Annotated in this window: 19 protein-coding genes; 18 read left to right on the top strand and 1 reads right to left on the bottom strand. The window is 31.1% G+C overall.

Going from position 1 to position 16,057, the window contains the following annotated elements; all coding sequences use genetic code 11:
* Positions 1-14 precede the first annotated feature (14 nt).
* From I4V16_RS04110 to I4V16_RS04100, 3 genes are all read left to right on the top strand, one after another.
* On the top strand, positions 15-908 hold the full coding sequence (locus tag I4V16_RS04110) for a tetratricopeptide repeat protein (protein ID WP_111938210.1): 894 nt from the start codon (positions 15-17) through the stop codon (positions 906-908).
* 53 nt (positions 909-961) lie between these two features.
* The gene (locus I4V16_RS04105) at positions 962-1,456 is read left to right on the top strand and encodes a flavin reductase (RefSeq protein ID WP_195966526.1); all 495 of its coding nucleotides are present in this window, start codon (positions 962-964) and stop codon (positions 1,454-1,456) included.
* Positions 1,457-1,524: 68 nt separating this feature from the next.
* Positions 1,525-1,938, top strand: a complete 414-nt coding sequence (locus I4V16_RS04100) for a DUF3592 domain-containing protein (protein WP_195573280.1) — start codon at positions 1,525-1,527, stop codon at positions 1,936-1,938.
* 57 nt (positions 1,939-1,995) lie between these two features.
* On the opposite strand, the gene I4V16_RS04095 is transcribed toward I4V16_RS04100, so the two are convergent.
* Positions 1,996-2,979 carry an alpha/beta hydrolase gene (locus tag I4V16_RS04095; RefSeq protein ID WP_049180273.1) on the bottom strand — a complete coding sequence of 328 codons (984 nt, stop codon included), beginning with the start codon at positions 2,977-2,979 and terminating at the stop codon, positions 1,996-1,998.
* Positions 2,980-3,211: 232 nt separating this feature from the next.
* On the opposite strand from I4V16_RS04095, the gene I4V16_RS04090 reads away from it, so the two are divergent.
* The 15 genes from I4V16_RS04090 (at position 3,212) to I4V16_RS04020 (ending at position 15,946) form a co-directional block, all read left to right on the top strand.
* The gene (locus tag I4V16_RS04090; RefSeq protein WP_049180275.1) at positions 3,212-3,664 is read left to right on the top strand and encodes a MarR family transcriptional regulator; all 453 of its coding nucleotides are present in this window, start codon (positions 3,212-3,214) and stop codon (positions 3,662-3,664) included.
* 10 nt (positions 3,665-3,674) lie between these two features.
* A complete protein-coding gene (locus I4V16_RS04085; RefSeq protein WP_195966525.1) occupies positions 3,675-4,652 on the top strand; it encodes a beta-ketoacyl-ACP synthase III in 978 nt (325 codons plus the stop codon).
* A 60-nt stretch (positions 4,653-4,712) separates the two neighbouring features.
* Positions 4,713-4,937 (top strand): acyl carrier protein, encoded by a 225-nt coding sequence (acpP, locus tag I4V16_RS04080; RefSeq protein WP_049180277.1) that lies wholly within the window; start codon positions 4,713-4,715, stop codon positions 4,935-4,937.
* Between the two features lie 119 nt (positions 4,938-5,056).
* Entirely contained in the window at positions 5,057-5,995 is a 939-nt protein-coding gene (fabK, locus tag I4V16_RS04075; protein WP_049180279.1) for an enoyl-[acyl-carrier-protein] reductase FabK, read from the top strand.
* On the top strand, positions 5,988-6,932 hold the full coding sequence (gene fabD / locus I4V16_RS04070) for an ACP S-malonyltransferase (protein WP_049180281.1): 945 nt from the start codon (positions 5,988-5,990) through the stop codon (positions 6,930-6,932). Before fabK ends, fabD begins: the two co-directional genes overlap by 8 nt.
* Before the next feature lie 9 nt (positions 6,933-6,941).
* A complete protein-coding gene (gene fabG / locus I4V16_RS04065) occupies positions 6,942-7,682 on the top strand; it encodes a 3-oxoacyl-[acyl-carrier-protein] reductase (RefSeq protein WP_049180282.1) in 741 nt (246 codons plus the stop codon).
* A gap of 12 nt (positions 7,683-7,694) precedes the next feature.
* Positions 7,695-8,930, top strand: a complete 1,236-nt coding sequence (fabF, locus tag I4V16_RS04060; protein ID WP_049180284.1) for a beta-ketoacyl-ACP synthase II — start codon at positions 7,695-7,697, stop codon at positions 8,928-8,930.
* An 18-nt stretch (positions 8,931-8,948) separates the two neighbouring features.
* The gene (gene accB, locus I4V16_RS04055; RefSeq protein ID WP_049180285.1) at positions 8,949-9,440 is read left to right on the top strand and encodes an acetyl-CoA carboxylase biotin carboxyl carrier protein; all 492 of its coding nucleotides are present in this window, start codon (positions 8,949-8,951) and stop codon (positions 9,438-9,440) included.
* Between the two features lie 3 nt (positions 9,441-9,443).
* Positions 9,444-9,866, top strand: coding sequence for a 3-hydroxyacyl-ACP dehydratase FabZ (gene fabZ / locus I4V16_RS04050; RefSeq protein WP_049180287.1), 423 nt, complete (start codon positions 9,444-9,446; stop codon positions 9,864-9,866).
* Positions 9,867-9,875: 9 nt separating this feature from the next.
* Positions 9,876-11,228, top strand: a complete 1,353-nt coding sequence (locus I4V16_RS04045) for an acetyl-CoA carboxylase biotin carboxylase subunit (protein WP_099330182.1) — start codon at positions 9,876-9,878, stop codon at positions 11,226-11,228.
* Positions 11,221-12,087 carry an acetyl-CoA carboxylase, carboxyltransferase subunit beta gene (accD, locus tag I4V16_RS04040; RefSeq protein ID WP_195573284.1) on the top strand — a complete coding sequence of 289 codons (867 nt, stop codon included), beginning with the start codon at positions 11,221-11,223 and terminating at the stop codon, positions 12,085-12,087. Before I4V16_RS04045 ends, accD begins: the two co-directional genes overlap by 8 nt.
* On the top strand, positions 12,080-12,889 hold the full coding sequence (locus I4V16_RS04035; protein ID WP_049180292.1) for an acetyl-CoA carboxylase carboxyltransferase subunit alpha: 810 nt from the start codon (positions 12,080-12,082) through the stop codon (positions 12,887-12,889). Before accD ends, I4V16_RS04035 begins: the two co-directional genes overlap by 8 nt.
* Before the next feature lie 147 nt (positions 12,890-13,036).
* Positions 13,037-13,969 carry a DUF4003 family protein gene (locus I4V16_RS04030; protein WP_049180295.1) on the top strand — a complete coding sequence of 311 codons (933 nt, stop codon included), beginning with the start codon at positions 13,037-13,039 and terminating at the stop codon, positions 13,967-13,969.
* 32 nt (positions 13,970-14,001) lie between these two features.
* Entirely contained in the window at positions 14,002-14,418 is a 417-nt protein-coding gene (locus I4V16_RS04025) for a HutP family protein (protein ID WP_049180297.1), read from the top strand.
* Positions 14,419-14,752: 334 nt separating this feature from the next.
* A complete protein-coding gene (locus I4V16_RS04020) occupies positions 14,753-15,946 on the top strand; it encodes an acetate kinase (protein ID WP_049180298.1) in 1,194 nt (397 codons plus the stop codon).
* Positions 15,947-16,057 lie beyond the last annotated feature (111 nt).

Below are 16,057 nucleotides of genomic sequence, written 5' to 3'. Positions count from 1 at the left end.
ATGGAGGATTTTACATGGAAAATAAGAATTATCTTTTTGATAATTATATAAATATAGCAAGAAACTCTAAAATTGATGGAGATAACTTAAAGGCACTTAAGTTTTATAAGAAAGCTTACAGTCTTCCAATAGGAAAAGGGGATATAGATTTACTACTAGATATGGCACTTTTATATGATGAACTTGGATTTAAGGATTTAGCTGAAAAGAAATATAAAGAAGTTATTGAGATAGATAAAGGAGAAGCTAGTGCCTATTATGGTCTTGGAGTATTATACGATGAAGATAAGGAATATGAAAAAGCTATTGAGTACTATAAAGAAGCAATAGAGTTAAATCCAAGGTATGATAAGGCATATTTTTTCTTAGCTAACATACTAGATGAACTTGGAAAAAAGCAGGAAGCTATAGAAAATTATAAAAAGGTAATAGATATAAACCCTAATGAACTTTGGGCATATGCTAATATTGGATGCATTTTAGAAGAGGAAAATAAGAATGAAGAAGCTTTAGAATATCTTAAAAAGGCTTTAGAAATAGATAATAGACAATTTAGAGTATTATTTAATGTGGGAGTAGTGCTTAATAAATTAGGAAATGTAGGAGAGAGTAGAAAATACTATTTTGAATCAATCAAATCAAATCCCTTTTATCCCTATAGTTTTTTAAATTTAGCAGTTACATATAAGGAAGAGAAAAACTATAAAAAGGCAATAGAAATATTGAATAAGGGATTAGAATTTAATGAAGAGGCTTTTCTTTATTATAACAGAGGGTGTAATTATATAAATTTAAAGGATTATGAAAATTCTTTGAAGGATGTAAAAAAGAGCATAGAACTTAATTCCTTTTTTATAGAATATTCTAAGAAGGATAAAGAATTAGAAGAAATTTGGGATAAGATTTAATTTTGGTAAATATATGATATTATAAGAATAGAAAAAGTTGGGGAGGGTTAAAAATGATAAATAAGTTTACAGAAAATCTTGAAAATGTAATGGATAATCTTTATTTAGAGGGTGCATTTTTTACAGCTGGAGATAAAAATAAAGCTAACACTATGACTATAAGCTGGGGAAGCGTAGGATATATGTGGAGGAAGCCAATGTTTATGGCTTTAATAAGAACTAATAGATACACAAATGAATTTTTAGATTTAGGAGAAACATATACAATTAGTGTTCCTGAAAGAGGAAGTAAAAAGGAAGCACTAACTATCTGTGGCACTAAGTCAGGAAGAGATATAGATAAGGAAAGGGAAGCTAATATTAAATTTATTGATTCAAAATCTGTTAAAACACCAATAGTAGAAGGATGTGATAGGTATTTTGAATGTAAGATTGTTTATAAGCAAGAAATAGATTTAGAGAATATGGATAAAGATATTGTTAAAGCAGTTTATTCAAAGGATGCAAAGCATGTTCTTTATTTTGGGGAAATAGTAGAAGAATACTAGAATAACATTTATAGAGAGCCTCTCATATTATGTACTAAAAGTATATAAAGGAGGCTCTTTCCATAATTATGTTTATATTATTAGTGGTTATAAGCCTTATATTGTTAGCCGGTGGATTATGGATGTTCTATTCTAAGATAATACTTGAAAAGTATGGAGTAAAAGCTGTAGGAAGAGTAATTAGAAATGAAAAATTTATAGAGCATACAGTAGATTCTTTCGATCAAATAATTGAAATTACAGTTTATAGGCCTATTATAGAGTTTGAGACTGAGGATGGATTAAAATTACAAGCAGTATGCGATGAAGGTAGTAATCCACCAATTTATAAAGAGGGAGATTTTATTAATATAGTATATCCTTCAAATGATCCAAAGGGTTTTGAGGTTAACGATTATCCCAATACATTAAAACTACCAATTGTATTGATTAGTTTATCTATTATGTTATTAGTATTTGCTATAGTGTTAATGATAATTTAATACAATCAAAAGACTCAGAGTAGAATATCTGAGTCTTTATTTTTTGTATACTTAATATTACAAAGGTGAATTAAATACAACGAATTTTAAAATGTTTAAGGCTATTTTTTTTCCATCCTCAGTAGTAAAGTTAGATAAATCATGTCCTAAATAATCAAGAGTTACCAACTCAACATTGTTTCCAAGTTTTTTACTTTCTGTATAGAGCGTCTCAGAGTTAGAGTATGGAACTAGGGAATCAACCTTACTATGTATTATCATTGTTTTAGGCAAGCCCTTTTTTAGATAATTGATAGGGCTATATTTTTTTATTAATTCTTCTTTGTTTTCTATTGAATTAAATACATTTGCTAGATTAGGGTCAATATTTGATGGATCTAAAGTTGAAAGGTCTGTTGGACCAAAACAATCTAGAAGATATTTTACTCTACTTGGGTATTCAGCTAAATCAGGACTATCTATAAAAGCATCATTTTCTGAATATGCAGCAATTAAAGATAAGTGAGCACCAGCAGATATTCCCATTAATCCTATTTCGTTAGTATCTAAATTATAACCATTACTATTTTTGTACACCCATCTTATAGCATCTTTAACATCCGAAATTTGCTTCTTAAAGTCAATGCTATTATGTGACATTTCATAAGATACACTTATGATTGTATAACCTTCTTCTCTGAAAATATCAAGTATAGGGGAGAGTGCTTGAGGAATACTGTCAGTACCATATACCCAACTTCCACCATGTACATAAATAATTACAGGAGAGGCTTTCGTGCTTTCTTTTTTAGATTTATATATATCTAAAGTTAGTGGTTTATTATTTGTAGATTTATAAATTACCTTTTCTGAATCTGAATCACTCATCCATTTTATATCATTATAGCTTGCTACTGTATCTATTGTTGCAAGAGATTCTTTGGCATTAGTAAATTTACTTACTATATTTATGCAAAGAGATATTCTGTTTCTAAAGATAAAGCCAGCTGATAGAGTTATTACTAATAAAATTAAGAAAAAGTACTTAAAAAATTTTTTCATTATGTATCTCCCCTTTGTAGTTACTATCCATTATAAATGATTGACAGAAATTATAAAATTAATATTAATAATGTAAAAAAAATAAATATATTATTGACAATATATTTTGAGTGTAGTATATTTTGAATATCAAAATATTTGAATAATAATAATATTTTGATGCACCAATTGAATTTTAAAAGGAAAGCTATTATTATGTTAATATAGTTAGAAAAATGGAGGAAAATTTTACATGGAAAAAGGAAAGAAGATACTTAATGAACTTTTGGTGCAATTATTTAATGACATTCTTCAAATTGAAGAAAAATCTTTGAAGAATGGTCCACTATCAGATTTATCTGTAACGGAGTTACATACTATTGAAGCTATAGGAATGTATAAAGAAAGAACAATGACTGAAGTTGCACAAGACTTAAAAATTACAGTAGGAACATTAACAACTGCAATTAATAAACTTATAAAAAAAGGCTATGTAGATAGAAAAAGAATTGAAGAGGATAGAAGAGTAGTTCTGATTCACTTAACTAAAAAGGGTAAACTAGCATATAGATTACATGAAAAGTTTCACAATGACATGATAAATGAAACAATAAGTGGATTAAAGGAGGATGAAGAAGAAATACTTATTTCTTCATTAGAGAGATTAAATGTCTTCTTTAAAGAGAAATATGAGTTAATTGATTAAGGAGAGTATTATGGAGGAAATTAATATTAAAGGTTTTGGGGCGTACGCACCTTCACTTGTTATTACAAATGATGATTTATCCAAAATAGTAGATACAAGTGATGAGTGGATTACTTCTAGAACTGGGATAAAAGAAAGAAGAATCTCAGAGGGAGAAGATACATCTCAGATTTCCATTAAAGCAGCAAAAATGGCACTTGAAAGGTCAAAACTTAAAGGTGAAGATATTGATTTAATTGTAGTTGCAACTATAACACCGGATATGTTTACTCCTTCAGTAGCTTGTTTGGTGCAAAAAGAAATAGGGGCAAAAAATGCTATGGCTTTTGATATTAATGCAGCATGTTCTGGATTTATATATGGAATGCAGGTTGCTTATTCAATGATGAAGATTAATAATTTTACCAATGCTTTAGTAATAGGAGCAGAGACCTTATCGAAAATTATGGACTGGGAAGATAGAAGTACTTGTGTTCTTTTTGGAGATGGTGGAGGAGCTGTTGTTTTATCTAAGGAAGATAAGAGTTTTTCAAAGAAATTCTCTTTTTATTCTAAATCTGAGGGTGATAAGGGAGAATTTTTAACAACCTATGCTTTTGATGTTATAAACCCTTATATAAAGAAAGAAAACATTAGAAACAAGAAGATTTACATGAATGGTAGAGAAGTTTTTAAATTTGCAACTACTTCAATAGTTAATTCTGTAAAAGAATTAGTTAAAACAAATGAAATGGATATAGAGGATATAGACTATATCGTATGCCATCAAGCTAATTCTAGAATAATTGATTATTCTGCCAAAAAGCTAGGAATTGGTATAGAAAGGTTCTTTATGAACTTGGATAAATATGGCAATACATCTTCTGGATCAATTCCTTTAGCATTAAATGAAATGTATGAAAAAGATTTGTTAAAAGAGGGAATCAAGATAATATTAGTTGGATTTGGTGGTGGGTTGACTTACGGGTCAATTTTAATAGAATTATAATGTTGATTTTACCATTAAATGTTAAAATGAAAGAGATTATTAAAATTTGGAGGTATTAAAATGATATTTGAAGAAATTAAAAAGGTTATATGTGAACAATTAGAGGTTGAACCAGAAGAGGTTACAATGGACACTACATTTGAAGATTTAGGAGCAGATTCACTAGATTTATTTCAAGTTGTAATTGAAATTGAAGAAAGATACGGAATTCAATTAGAAGAGGCTGAAAGTATTAAATCTGTTAGAGATGCAGTTGAATATGTAGAAAAGAAAGTAAATAAGTAAAAAGTATTATATTAAGTTTTAAATCGGGTTTCATTATAAATATAGGGTGCCCGATTTAATTATATACATAATCATAAAAATGATTGTGTTTTATTTAACAAAGTGAGAAGGGGTTATGTATGAAGAAGAGTAGGGTTTGTCAATTATTAGATATAGAATATCCTATATTTCAAGGTGGGATGGCTTGGATTGCAGATGCATCTTTAGCAGCAGCTGTAAGTGAAGCAGGTGGCCTTGGAATTATTACAGGAACAGCACCAACTGACTGGGTTAGAGATGAAATAAGAAAGGCTAAAAAGCTAACTGATAATCCCTTTGGTGTAAATATTATGCTTATGGATGTACATGCAGATGAAATAGCTAAAATGGTATGTGAAGAAGGCGTTAAAGTTGTAACAACTGGTGCAGGAAGTCCAGGGAAGTATATGGAGATGTGGAAAGCACATGGAGTAAAAGTTATTCCTGTTGTAGCTTCAGTAGCATTAGCTAAAAGAATGGAAAAGGCAGGAGCAGATGCCATTATAGCAGAGGGAACAGAATCAGGTGGTCATGTTGGCCAATTAACTACTATGGCCTTAGTACCTCAAGTAGTTGATGCAGTAAATATTCCAGTTTTAGCTGCAGGGGGAATAGGTGATGGAAGAGGTGTTGCAGCTAGCTTTATGTTAGGTGCAGAAGGTGTTCAATTGGGAACAAGATTTTTAGTAGCAAAAGAATGTACAGTTCATCAAAGTTATAAGAATAGAGTAATAAAGGCAAAAGATATTGATACAGAAGTTACAGGAAGGTCTACAGGACATCCAATAAGAGTTATTAAAAATAAATTAACTAGAGAATTTATGAAGCTTGAAAAAGAAGGAGCGTCAGTTGATCAGCTAGAGGAATTAGGAAGAGGATGTCTTTCTAAAGCTGTTAAAGGTGATGTAGATTTTGGATCTGTAATGGCAGGCCAAATTTCAGGATTAATAAATAAAGAACAAAGCTGTAAAGAAATTATTGAAGAAATCATGAAGGAAGCTTCAGACAGATTCCAAGTTTTTGGAGGTAACAATGAATAGCAAGAAGGTAGCATTTTTATTTTCAGGTCAAGGAGCCCAATACGTTGGAATGGGAAAAGAACTGTATGAAAGTATTCCAGAGTGTAAGGAAATCTTTGATAAGGGAGAAAAAATACTAGATATGCCTATTAAAGATTTAATATTTAATGGACCAGAAGAAAAGCTTATGGAAACTGAAGTGGCTCAACCAGCAATATTACTTACATCATTGGCAGCGTTGAAAGCACTAGAAGTTAATGGGATAGAAGCAGAATATGCAACAGGACTTTCGCTAGGAGAATATGCAGCTTTGATTTATGGTGGAGCTTTATCATTTGAAGATGGTTTAAAGCTTATTAAAGAGAGAGGAAGAATTATGGGCTCTGCCTTACCTAAGGGGTTAGGTAAAATGGCTGCAATAATGAGATTAGATAATGAAAAAGTTGAGGAACTTTTATCTAGAGCAAGTGAATATGGAGTTTGTGAGGGAGCAAATTATAATTGCCCGGGGCAAGTATCCATAGCAGGTGAAAATGAGGCTATAGATAAGGCTGTTGAAATAGCTCAAGAATTAGGGGGAAGGGCAGTTTTACTTAAGGTAAGTGGACCATTCCATAGTTCATTATTAAAAGAGGCTAGTGATGAGTTTTATGAAGCTATAAAAAAGGTAGACATTAAAAAGGTAGAGAAAACTATTTATTCTAATGTTAAAGGATTGCCATATGAAGAGGAAGATGATATTAGATTTATTTTAAAAAAGCATATAATGTCATCAGTTTATTTTGAGAAGGAAATTCAGGATATGATTAATAAAGGGGTTAATACATTTGTAGAAGTAGGCCCAGGTAAAGCATTAAGAGGATTTGTAAAAAAGATAGATAAAAATTCAAGGCTACTTAATGTGGAAGATATGGAGTCCTTAAATAATGCTTTAAATGAGTTAAAAGAAGGTAGGTAGGAGGTACAAATGTTAAAGGGAAAGTGTGCAGTTGTTACAGGTGCTGCAAAAGGTATTGGCAAAGCTATTGCTTTAAAGCTAGCAAGTTCAGGAGTAAATATAGTTTTAAATTATAGAAGTAGTGAAGATAAGGCTATAGAAACAGAAAAAGAAATTTTGAGTTTAGGGGTAGAGGTATTAAGGGTTAAAGGTGATATAAGTAAACCAAATGATGTGGAGAATTTAATAGATTCTGCTAAAAAGAAATTTGGTAAGATTGATATTATGGTTAATAATGCTGGAATTACAAAGGATACATTATTATTAAGAATGAAAGAAGAGGACTTTGATTCTGTAATAAATGTAAATTTAAAGGGCGTATTTAATTGTTTAAAGGCTATAACACCTGTTATGGTAAAGCAAAAAGAAGGGAAAATAATTAATCTTTCTTCTGTAGTAGGTTTAGTTGGAAATGCAGGGCAAGTAAATTATGCTGCATCAAAGGCAGGAGTTATTGGAATGACAAAATCTCTTGCAAAGGAAATAGGATCTAGAGGAATAACTGTAAATGCAGTAGCACCTGGTTTTATTGAGACAGATATGACTGATGTACTAGGAGATAAGTTTAAAGAAGAAGCAAAAAAGAATATTCCTTTAAAAAGATTAGGAAAAGCAGAAGATGTGGCAGAAGTTGTAGCTTTCTTAGCTAGTGATAGTGCTAATTATATAACAGGTCAAGTAATCCACGTTGATGGTGGAATGGTAATGTAGTGGAGGAATGTTATGAGTAGAAAAGTAGTTGTAACTGGAATGGGAGCTGTTACTCCTATAGGAAATAATGTTGAAGAGTATTGGAATAGCCTTAAGAATGGAAAAAGCGGTATAGATTATATAAAAAACATTGATACATCAACTATAGATGTAAAAATAGGAGCAGAAGTTAAGGAGTTTCATCCAGAAGAGGTTATGCCAAAGAAAGAAGTAAGAAGATTAGATAAGTTTTCACAATTTGTGTTATATGCAGCAGATGAGGCCATAAAGTCATCTGGATTAGATGTAGAAAGTATTAATAGTAAAAGATTTGGAGTATATGTTGGATCAGGAATTGGTGGTTTTATGACTATGGAAAGTGAAACTGAAAAAATAGTCACAGGAAAATCTAAAAGAGTTTCACCGTTTTTTGTACCAATGACTATTATAAATCTTGGCGCAGGTAACATAGCTATAAAATATGGAGCTAAGGGACCATGTACATCAATGGTTACAGCATGTGCAACTGGTAATAATAATATAGGTGAAGCATTTAGATTAATAAAAGATGGATATGCAGATGTAATGCTTGCAGGTAGTGGAGAAGCTCCAATTACGAAAATGGGGGTTGCTGGATTTGCTAGCATGAAAGCATTAAATTCTAATAATGATATTTCTAGGGCTTCAATTCCTTTTGATAAAGATAGAAGTGGATTTGTAATTGGTGAAGGAGGAGCTGTATTAGTATTAGAGTCAGAAGAACATGCTATATCAAGAGGAGCAAAAATCCTAGCTGAAATTGTAGGCTATGGTAGTACTTGTGATGCTTATCACATTACATGCCCACATCCAGAAGGAGAAGGTGCAGCTGATGCTATGATAGAAGCAATTGAAGAAGCTGGAATAGAAAGAAATGAAGTTTCGTATATAAATGCCCACGGTACATCAACACCTTTAAATGATAAGTATGAAACATATGCTATTAAAAAAGTATTTAATGATTATGCATACAATATACCTGTTTCATCAACAAAGTCAATGACAGGACATCTGCTAGGGGGAGCTGGTTCTATAGAGGCTGTTGCATGTATTAAGGCACTTCAAGAGGGTTTTATACCTCCTACTATAGGGCTAGAAAATGTAGATGAGGAATTAGATTTAGATTATGTACCAAATAAGGGAAGAGAAAAGGAACTGAAATATGTTCTTTCAAATTCTCTAGGTTTTGGAGGCCACAATGCTACTTTACTATTTAAGAAGTGGGAGTAGGATTTAGGAGGTTTTATTATGAATTTTAAAGAGGTTAAAGAGTTAATTGAGTTAATAAATTCATCACAATTAGCATACTTTGAGATAGAAACTGCTGATGGACATATAAAAATGGATAAATCATTAAGTAGAAATATTCTCTCAGAAGAAAAGGATAATGAAGTTGTTAAAAAAGAATTGCCAAGTAGTCAAGAGGATATGAATAATAGTATCTCAGTAAATGTTGCTACAGATGGAAGTGAAATAAAGGTAGAAGAAAAGGATGAAGACTTAAAAGTTATTAAGTCTCCAATGGTTGGTACTTTTTATAGTTCTTCATCTCCAGATAGTAAAGCTTTTGTATCTGAAGGAAATGAAGTTTCTAAAGGTGATGCACTATGTATAATAGAAGCAATGAAGCTTATGAATGAAATTGAAAGTGATGTAAATGGAGTAGTAAAAGAGATCTTAGTAAAAGATGGCGAAATGGTGGAATATGGGCAACCATTATTTAAGGTAAAGGAGATATAAAAAATGATGGACATAAATGAAATTAGGGAAATTTTACCTCATAGATATCCTTTCCTTTTAGTAGATAGAGTTACTGAAGTAGTTGAAGGCAAAAGTATAAAAGGATATAAAAATGTAACTATAAATGATCAGTTTTTTCAAGGACATTTTCCAGAAAAACCTATAATGCCAGGTGTGTTAATATTGGAGGCTCTAGCGCAATTAGGTGCAGTTTCAATATTAAGTATGGATGAGTTTAAGGGAAAAATACCTATGTTTGCTGGCGCAGATAAAGTTAAATGGAGAAAGCCAGTAGTACCAGGTGATAGATTAGATTTAAGTTGTGAAATTATTAAGTTAAGAGGACCTATAGGAATAGGAAAGGCAGTAGCTACTGTTGATGGAAAAAAGGTTTGTGAAGCAGAAATAATGTTTGCTATAGGATAGGTGATAAGGATGTTTAAGAAAGTACTTATTGCAAATAGAGGAGAAATAGCTGTTAGAATAATAAGAGCTTGTAGAGAGCTTGGTATTTTAACGGTAGCAGTATATTCAGAAATTGATAAAGAGGCTCTTCATACTCAACTAGCAGATGAAGCAGTATGCATAGGACCAGCATCGGCCAAGGATAGTTATTTAAATATAACTAATATATTAAGTGCATGTGTACTTACAGGTGCAGATGCTATCCATCCAGGCTTTGGCTTTTTATCGGAGAACGCTAAGTTTGCAAAGATGTGCAAGGAGTGTAATATAAAGTTTATAGGTCCTGATTATACCTCAATTGAATTAATGGGAAATAAGGCTAAGGCAAGAGAAGTAATGAAGGATGCCAATGTACCTGTTGTACCTGGTTTTGAAGGTATAATTGAAAGTGAAGAACATGCCTCCCATATTGCCGAGGAAATAGGTTATCCGGTAATGATAAAAGCATCAGCAGGTGGTGGAGGAAAAGGTATTAGAATAGCTTTCAATGAAGGAGAGTTAAGAAGAGGATATAATACAGCAAAAGCAGAAGCTAAAGCATGCTTTGGAGATGATAGATTATATATTGAAAAATATATACAAAATCCAAGACATATAGAATTTCAAATTTTAGCAGATAATTATGGAAATGTAATACATTTAAATGAAAGAGAATGTTCTCTTCAAAGAAAGAATCAAAAAGTATTAGAAGAAGCACCATCAACATTTTTAACTTCAGATTTAAGAATTGAGATGGGAGAAATTGCGAAAAGAGCAGCTAAGGCTGTTAATTATAAAAATGCAGGAACAATAGAGTTCTTAGTAGATAAGGATTGTAATTATTACTTCATGGAAATGAACACAAGAATACAAGTAGAGCATCCTATAACAGAAATGATAACAGGCATAGACCTTGTGAAAGAACAATTAAAAATTGCGTCAGGATTAGAATTAGAGTTAAATCAAGATGATATTAAAATTAAAGGTCATGCTATAGAATGTAGGATTAATGCAGAAGATCCGGATAGAGATTTTATGCCTTGTCCTGGAAAAATTACAGAATTGTATGTTCCTGGAGGAAGAGGAGTAAGACTAGATTCAGCTATTTACTGTGGTTATAAAATTCCACATTGTTATGATTCAATGTTAGCTAAGCTAATTTCTTTTGGTAAAGATAGAGAAGAAGCAATAACAATAATGAAAAGAGCTTTGGGAGAGTTTGGCGTAGGTGGAGTAAAAACAAATGTGGACTTTCAATTTTCTTTATTAGAAATGGATGAAGTTGTAAGAGGGGAGTATGATACCTCTTTCTTAGAAAAAGTGATGGTGAAGAGAAATGCTTAAGGATTTATTTAAGAAAAATAAATACGGAACAGTAAAAAATGTAAATGTAGAAGCAGAAGAAAAACCTAATATACCATCTGGAATGTGGTTAAAATGTGATAAGTGTGGAAGTATTATTTATAAGGAAGACTTAAAATCAAACCTTTATGTTTGTAATAGTTGTAATAACCACTTAAGATTAAAAGCAAGAACTAGAATTAATTTTCTAGTTGATAAGGGAAGTTTCAAAGAGATGGGAGAAGATATTAAAACAACCAATCCTATAAGCTTTGATGGATATGAAGAAAAACTTGAAAAAAGTAAGGAAAAAACTGAGAGTAGTGAAGCAGTTATCACAGGTATTGGTAAAATTAATGGTATAGCTGTAGCTATAGCTGTTATGGATAGCTATTTTATGATGGGAAGTATGGGAACTGTAGTAGGTGAAAGAATTACATCCTTAATTGAATATGCCACAGAAAGAAAACTACCATTAATTATATTTACAACCTCTGGAGGAGCTAGAATGCAGGAAGGAATCTTTTCTTTGATGCAGATGGCTAAGATTAGTGCAGCAATAGGAAAACATGATGATGCAGGTTTGCTATATATAACAGTACTAACTAATCCAACAACAGGAGGAGTGACTGCAAGTTTTGCTATGGAAGGTGATATTATTTTAAGTGAACCAGGAACATTAGTTGGATTTGCAGGAAGAAGAGTAATTGAAAATACCATTAGAGAAACACTTCCAGATGACTTTCAAAAGGCTGAATTCTTGTTAGAAAAAGGCTTTGTAGATTCTATAGTCCATAGAAAAGATCTTAGGAAGATGCTTTATAAGCTTCTTTTAATGCATGGGGTGAGTAACAATGACTAAGGATACAATTAAAACCATGTCAGCATGGGATAAGGTAGTAATTGCAAGACACAAGGATAGACCTACAGGAGCTTTTTACATTGAAAATATTTTTAGTGATTTTATAGAGCTACATGGAGATAGACATTTTGGAGATGATAATGCAGTAATTGGAGGCATAGGTTTTTTAGAAGGAATTCCTGTTACAATTATTGCAATAACTAAGGGGGCTAACACTAAAGAAAATATAGAAAGAAATTTTGGAATGCCTAAACCAGAAGGTTATAGAAAGGCATTAAGACTAATGAAGGAAGCTGAAAAGTTTAATAGAACTGTTATTTGCTTTGTAGATACTCCAGGAGCTTTTTGTGGAGTTGATGCAGAAGAAAGAGGGCAAGGAGAAGCAATTGCGAAGAATTTATTAGAAATGAGCCGGCTAAAAACTCCTATTATAACTGTTCTTTTAGGTGAAGGTGGAAGTGGCGGTGCTTTAGCACTGGCAGTGGCAGATAGGATTCTTATGTTAGAGCATTCTATATATTCTATTCTATCACCAGAAGGCTTTGCATCTATTTTATGGAAGGATGGTAGTAAAGCTAAGGAAGCAGCAGAAGTTATGAAGATAACAGCACAGGATTTAATAGATTATAATATAGTAGATAAAGTTATTAAGGAACCTAATGGTGGCGCTCACAAGAATCCACTTAAGATGGCATCAGCTATAAAAAGGGAACTTGTAGAAGAGGTATATTCATTAAGATATAAGGATAGGAAAGAATTACTAGTTCATAGATATGATAAATTTAGAAAAATGGGAAGATAGTTAAAGAGGATGAGTATTTAATATGCTTATCCTCTTTAATATATATAGGGAGTTATTAATAAAATGTTAAAAATATAGAATTCAAATATTATCAAATATATGGTATTATTATAATGAAAATATATAAGAATAAAAAAGGATGATGATATGGACGTTGAGCTGAGGAGTAAGGTAGACTTACTTTCTGACAATTATAATGATATTAGAAAGGCATTAAGGTGGGATGGAAATCTTCTTAATCACTTTGAGGCATTGCTATATGTTAGGACAGATAAAGAGTTTTCTTTAGAGAAAATAAAAGAAGTTAGAAAGTATTTAGACAGTAGAAAACTGCCTTATCCTTTTAAAGGTGTATTTAATAAAATTTGTTCTATTATGTTAGATGATAGGGATGATTATGTACAAGTATTTAATAATACATTATATGTATATGAAAGATTAATCCAAAATGGGTTTAAAGGAAATGAGAAGGCTGCCTTTGCATCATTAATGCTTGCAAAAAGGTTTTCTGGTAAAGAATTAGACAATAGAATCAATAGAATAATTGATATAAATAGTAGTCTAAAAGATAATGATTATATAAGTTATGCAAATTTATCATGTACCAATAGAAGTATTGATAGAATAACAAAAGAACTTACTGAAATAGAAAATATATTGAAGGTAACAGGAAGAGAAAGTTCTGTAGATATAAAAAGTTTTTCAACATTGCTGATGATAGATGAAGATGATGTTGAAACAAAAGTTGAAAAAGCATTAAATATAATATGCAATATAAAATCAGAGTTATTCGAAATCCCAGGTAAAGCATATCCATTATTGGGACTAGCTACTATGTTAGTAGAAGATCCTGAAAGCTTTTGTGTAGAATTAAAGGATGTTTATAATTCTTTGAAAAATACTAAGAAATATAGATATTTTATGAATAGAGATTTAAGGATAATAATTTCTTTAGGTTTATTACTAAATAAATATGTTGAGGAGTTAAAGGCTGATTTAATTGATATAAATGTAAGTGATGAAATTAATGTTTTCTTAGCAATAGAAGAATGTACAGTTTTTTCATTATCAGTTATATAACAAAATATTATACTTAGGATGGAGAATATAAAATGGCAAATCAAAATAGTACAGAAGTTGCAAGAATTGCTACCAGAATGGCAATTAGTAATAGAGATGAGGAAGAAATTTTAAAAGAAAGCTATTTTAAGCAAGGAGTAAAGGTTACAGCAGTTAATGTTGGTGGCAATATTAATGAATCAATTCATATAATTCTTGAAAGAGCCTTAGTGGCATCTAAAAGGAATAACCTAATTAGAGATGAACATCTTCATGAAGGTGCAGTAATAGGTGCAACTAGAGATGCATTAATGCAAGTAAGTAATAGAGCAAATGCACAAAATGTAGGTGGGAAAATAGGTATAGCAAGAAAAGGGGAACATATTTCTGTATGTATTTTTTTAAGTATTGGACTATTGCATTTAGATGAAGTTGTAATAGGAATAGGGCATAGGTCATTACCTGAATAATAAGATGTTTTTTAAAGAGAGTGCTAGTTACTCTCTTTTTTTGCTACTATAACAAAATTTTAAATATAATTAGTACAGTATGTATGTTAAAAACTTAACATTAAAAAACAGGTTAAAACTGTTGACTACAGGGGTTTTACCCATTATTATAAAGGTATTGTTGATAGTAGTTATCAGGATATATTTTACATTGATGGAAACGATTTAGAAATGAATTATTTAATGATATTATGTCAAGAATATAAGTGGTATTTTAGATATGTATCATTATAAGAAATAATAATTATTTAGTGCTTTTATAGCATAAAAGACAATGAAGTTGGAGGAATTGAACATGAAGGTTTTAGTAATTAATTGTGGTAGTTCATCTTTAAAGTATCAATTAATTGATATGGAAACAGAGAACTCACTAGCACAAGGGTTAGTTGAAAGAATTGGAATTGAAGGGTCAGTTTTAACACAAAAAGTTGAAGGAAAAGATAAGTATATAGTTAAGACTCCTATGAAGAACCATAAAGAAGCTATTGAAATAGTACTAAAGGCTTTAGTTGATGGTGAACATGGTGTAATTAAATCAATGGATGAAATTACTGCAGTTGGTCATAGAGTAGTACATGGTGGAGAAAAATATGCTTCATCAGTATTAATAACTGAGGAAGTTAAGAAGTCAATTGAAGAATGCTATAAGTTAGCTCCATTACATAACCCACCAAACATGATTGGTATAGAAGCATGTGAAGAGTTAATGCCAAATACACCAATGGTAGCAGTATTTGATACAGCATTCCATCAAACAATGCCAAAGGAAGCTTTCCTTTATGCATTACCATATGAATTATACACTGAAAATGGAATAAGAAAATATGGATTCCATGGTACTTCACATATGTATGTATCAAATAAAGTTGCAGAAGTTATGGGTAAAGATATAAAAGATCTTAAGATAGTAACTTGTCATCTTGGAAATGGTGCATCTTTATGTGCAGTTAAAAATGGTGTTTCAATTGATACTACAATGGGATTCACACCACTTGATGGTATTGTAATGGGAACAAGATCAGGAAGCATAGATCCTGCAATAGTTTTATACTTAATAAATGAATTAAAATATTCAACAGAAGATGTAAATACATTATTAAATAAGAAATCAGGTGTACTTGGAATCTCAGGTGTAAGCTCAGACTTTAGAGATATTGAAGATGCAGCAGCTAAGGGAGACGAAAGAGCTATACTTGCTTTAGATATATATCACTACAGAATTAGAACACAAATAGGAGCTTATGCAGCTGCTATGGGTGGTGTAGATGCTATAGTATTTACAGCTGGTGTTGGAGAAAATGGTCCTGAAACTAGAGAAGCTTGCCTAGAAGGTTTAGAGTTCTTAGGAGTTAAGGTTGATAAAGAAAAGAATAATGTAAGAGGAAAAGTAAGAGAAATCTCTACTGAAGATTCTACAGTAAAAGCATTTGTTATACCAACTAATGAAGAATTAGTTATAGCAAGAGATACAAAGAAATTAGTAAAGTAGTTTTATTTAAGAAATAGTTCTATCAAGTTTTTTGATAGGACTATTTTTAGCGTCTAGGAAAGTATAAAATTTTAATTTTCTATAAATCAAAGGGTTTATTAAAATTTCATA

This window comes from Clostridium sp. 1001283B150210_160208_E6 (assembly GCF_015669365.1).
Classification (GTDB): domain Bacteria; phylum Bacillota; class Clostridia; order Clostridiales; family Clostridiaceae; genus Clostridium; species Clostridium paraputrificum.
Note: the sequence above shows the minus strand (reverse complement) of the source record. Positions and strands in the feature narration are given on the sequence as shown.

Coding starts and splice junctions, on each gene's coding strand:
- I4V16_RS04025 (WP_049180297.1), top strand. CDS start 14,002: ATGGCAAATCAAAATAGTACAGAAGTTGCAAGAATTGCTACCAGAATG.
- fabK (WP_049180279.1), top strand. CDS start 5,057: ATGAAGAAGAGTAGGGTTTGTCAATTATTAGATATAGAATATCCTATA.
- I4V16_RS04085 (WP_195966525.1), top strand. CDS start 3,675: ATGGAGGAAATTAATATTAAAGGTTTTGGGGCGTACGCACCTTCACTT.
- accB (WP_049180285.1), top strand. CDS start 8,949: ATGAATTTTAAAGAGGTTAAAGAGTTAATTGAGTTAATAAATTCATCA.
- I4V16_RS04030 (WP_049180295.1), top strand. CDS start 13,037: ATGGACGTTGAGCTGAGGAGTAAGGTAGACTTACTTTCTGACAATTAT.
- I4V16_RS04045 (WP_099330182.1), top strand. CDS start 9,876: ATGTTTAAGAAAGTACTTATTGCAAATAGAGGAGAAATAGCTGTTAGA.
- I4V16_RS04110 (WP_111938210.1), top strand. CDS start 15: ATGGAAAATAAGAATTATCTTTTTGATAATTATATAAATATAGCAAGA.
- I4V16_RS04095 (WP_049180273.1), bottom strand. CDS start 2,979: ATGAAAAAATTTTTTAAGTACTTTTTCTTAATTTTATTAGTAATAACT.
- fabG (WP_049180282.1), top strand. CDS start 6,942: ATGTTAAAGGGAAAGTGTGCAGTTGTTACAGGTGCTGCAAAAGGTATT.
- fabD (WP_049180281.1), top strand. CDS start 5,988: ATGAATAGCAAGAAGGTAGCATTTTTATTTTCAGGTCAAGGAGCCCAA.
- fabZ (WP_049180287.1), top strand. CDS start 9,444: ATGATGGACATAAATGAAATTAGGGAAATTTTACCTCATAGATATCCT.
- accD (WP_195573284.1), top strand. CDS start 11,221: ATGCTTAAGGATTTATTTAAGAAAAATAAATACGGAACAGTAAAAAAT.
- fabF (WP_049180284.1), top strand. CDS start 7,695: ATGAGTAGAAAAGTAGTTGTAACTGGAATGGGAGCTGTTACTCCTATA.
- I4V16_RS04090 (WP_049180275.1), top strand. CDS start 3,212: ATGGAAAAAGGAAAGAAGATACTTAATGAACTTTTGGTGCAATTATTT.
- I4V16_RS04020 (WP_049180298.1), top strand. CDS start 14,753: ATGAAGGTTTTAGTAATTAATTGTGGTAGTTCATCTTTAAAGTATCAA.
- I4V16_RS04035 (WP_049180292.1), top strand. CDS start 12,080: ATGACTAAGGATACAATTAAAACCATGTCAGCATGGGATAAGGTAGTA.
- acpP (WP_049180277.1), top strand. CDS start 4,713: ATGATATTTGAAGAAATTAAAAAGGTTATATGTGAACAATTAGAGGTT.
- I4V16_RS04100 (WP_195573280.1), top strand. CDS start 1,525: ATGTTTATATTATTAGTGGTTATAAGCCTTATATTGTTAGCCGGTGGA.
- I4V16_RS04105 (WP_195966526.1), top strand. CDS start 962: ATGATAAATAAGTTTACAGAAAATCTTGAAAATGTAATGGATAATCTT.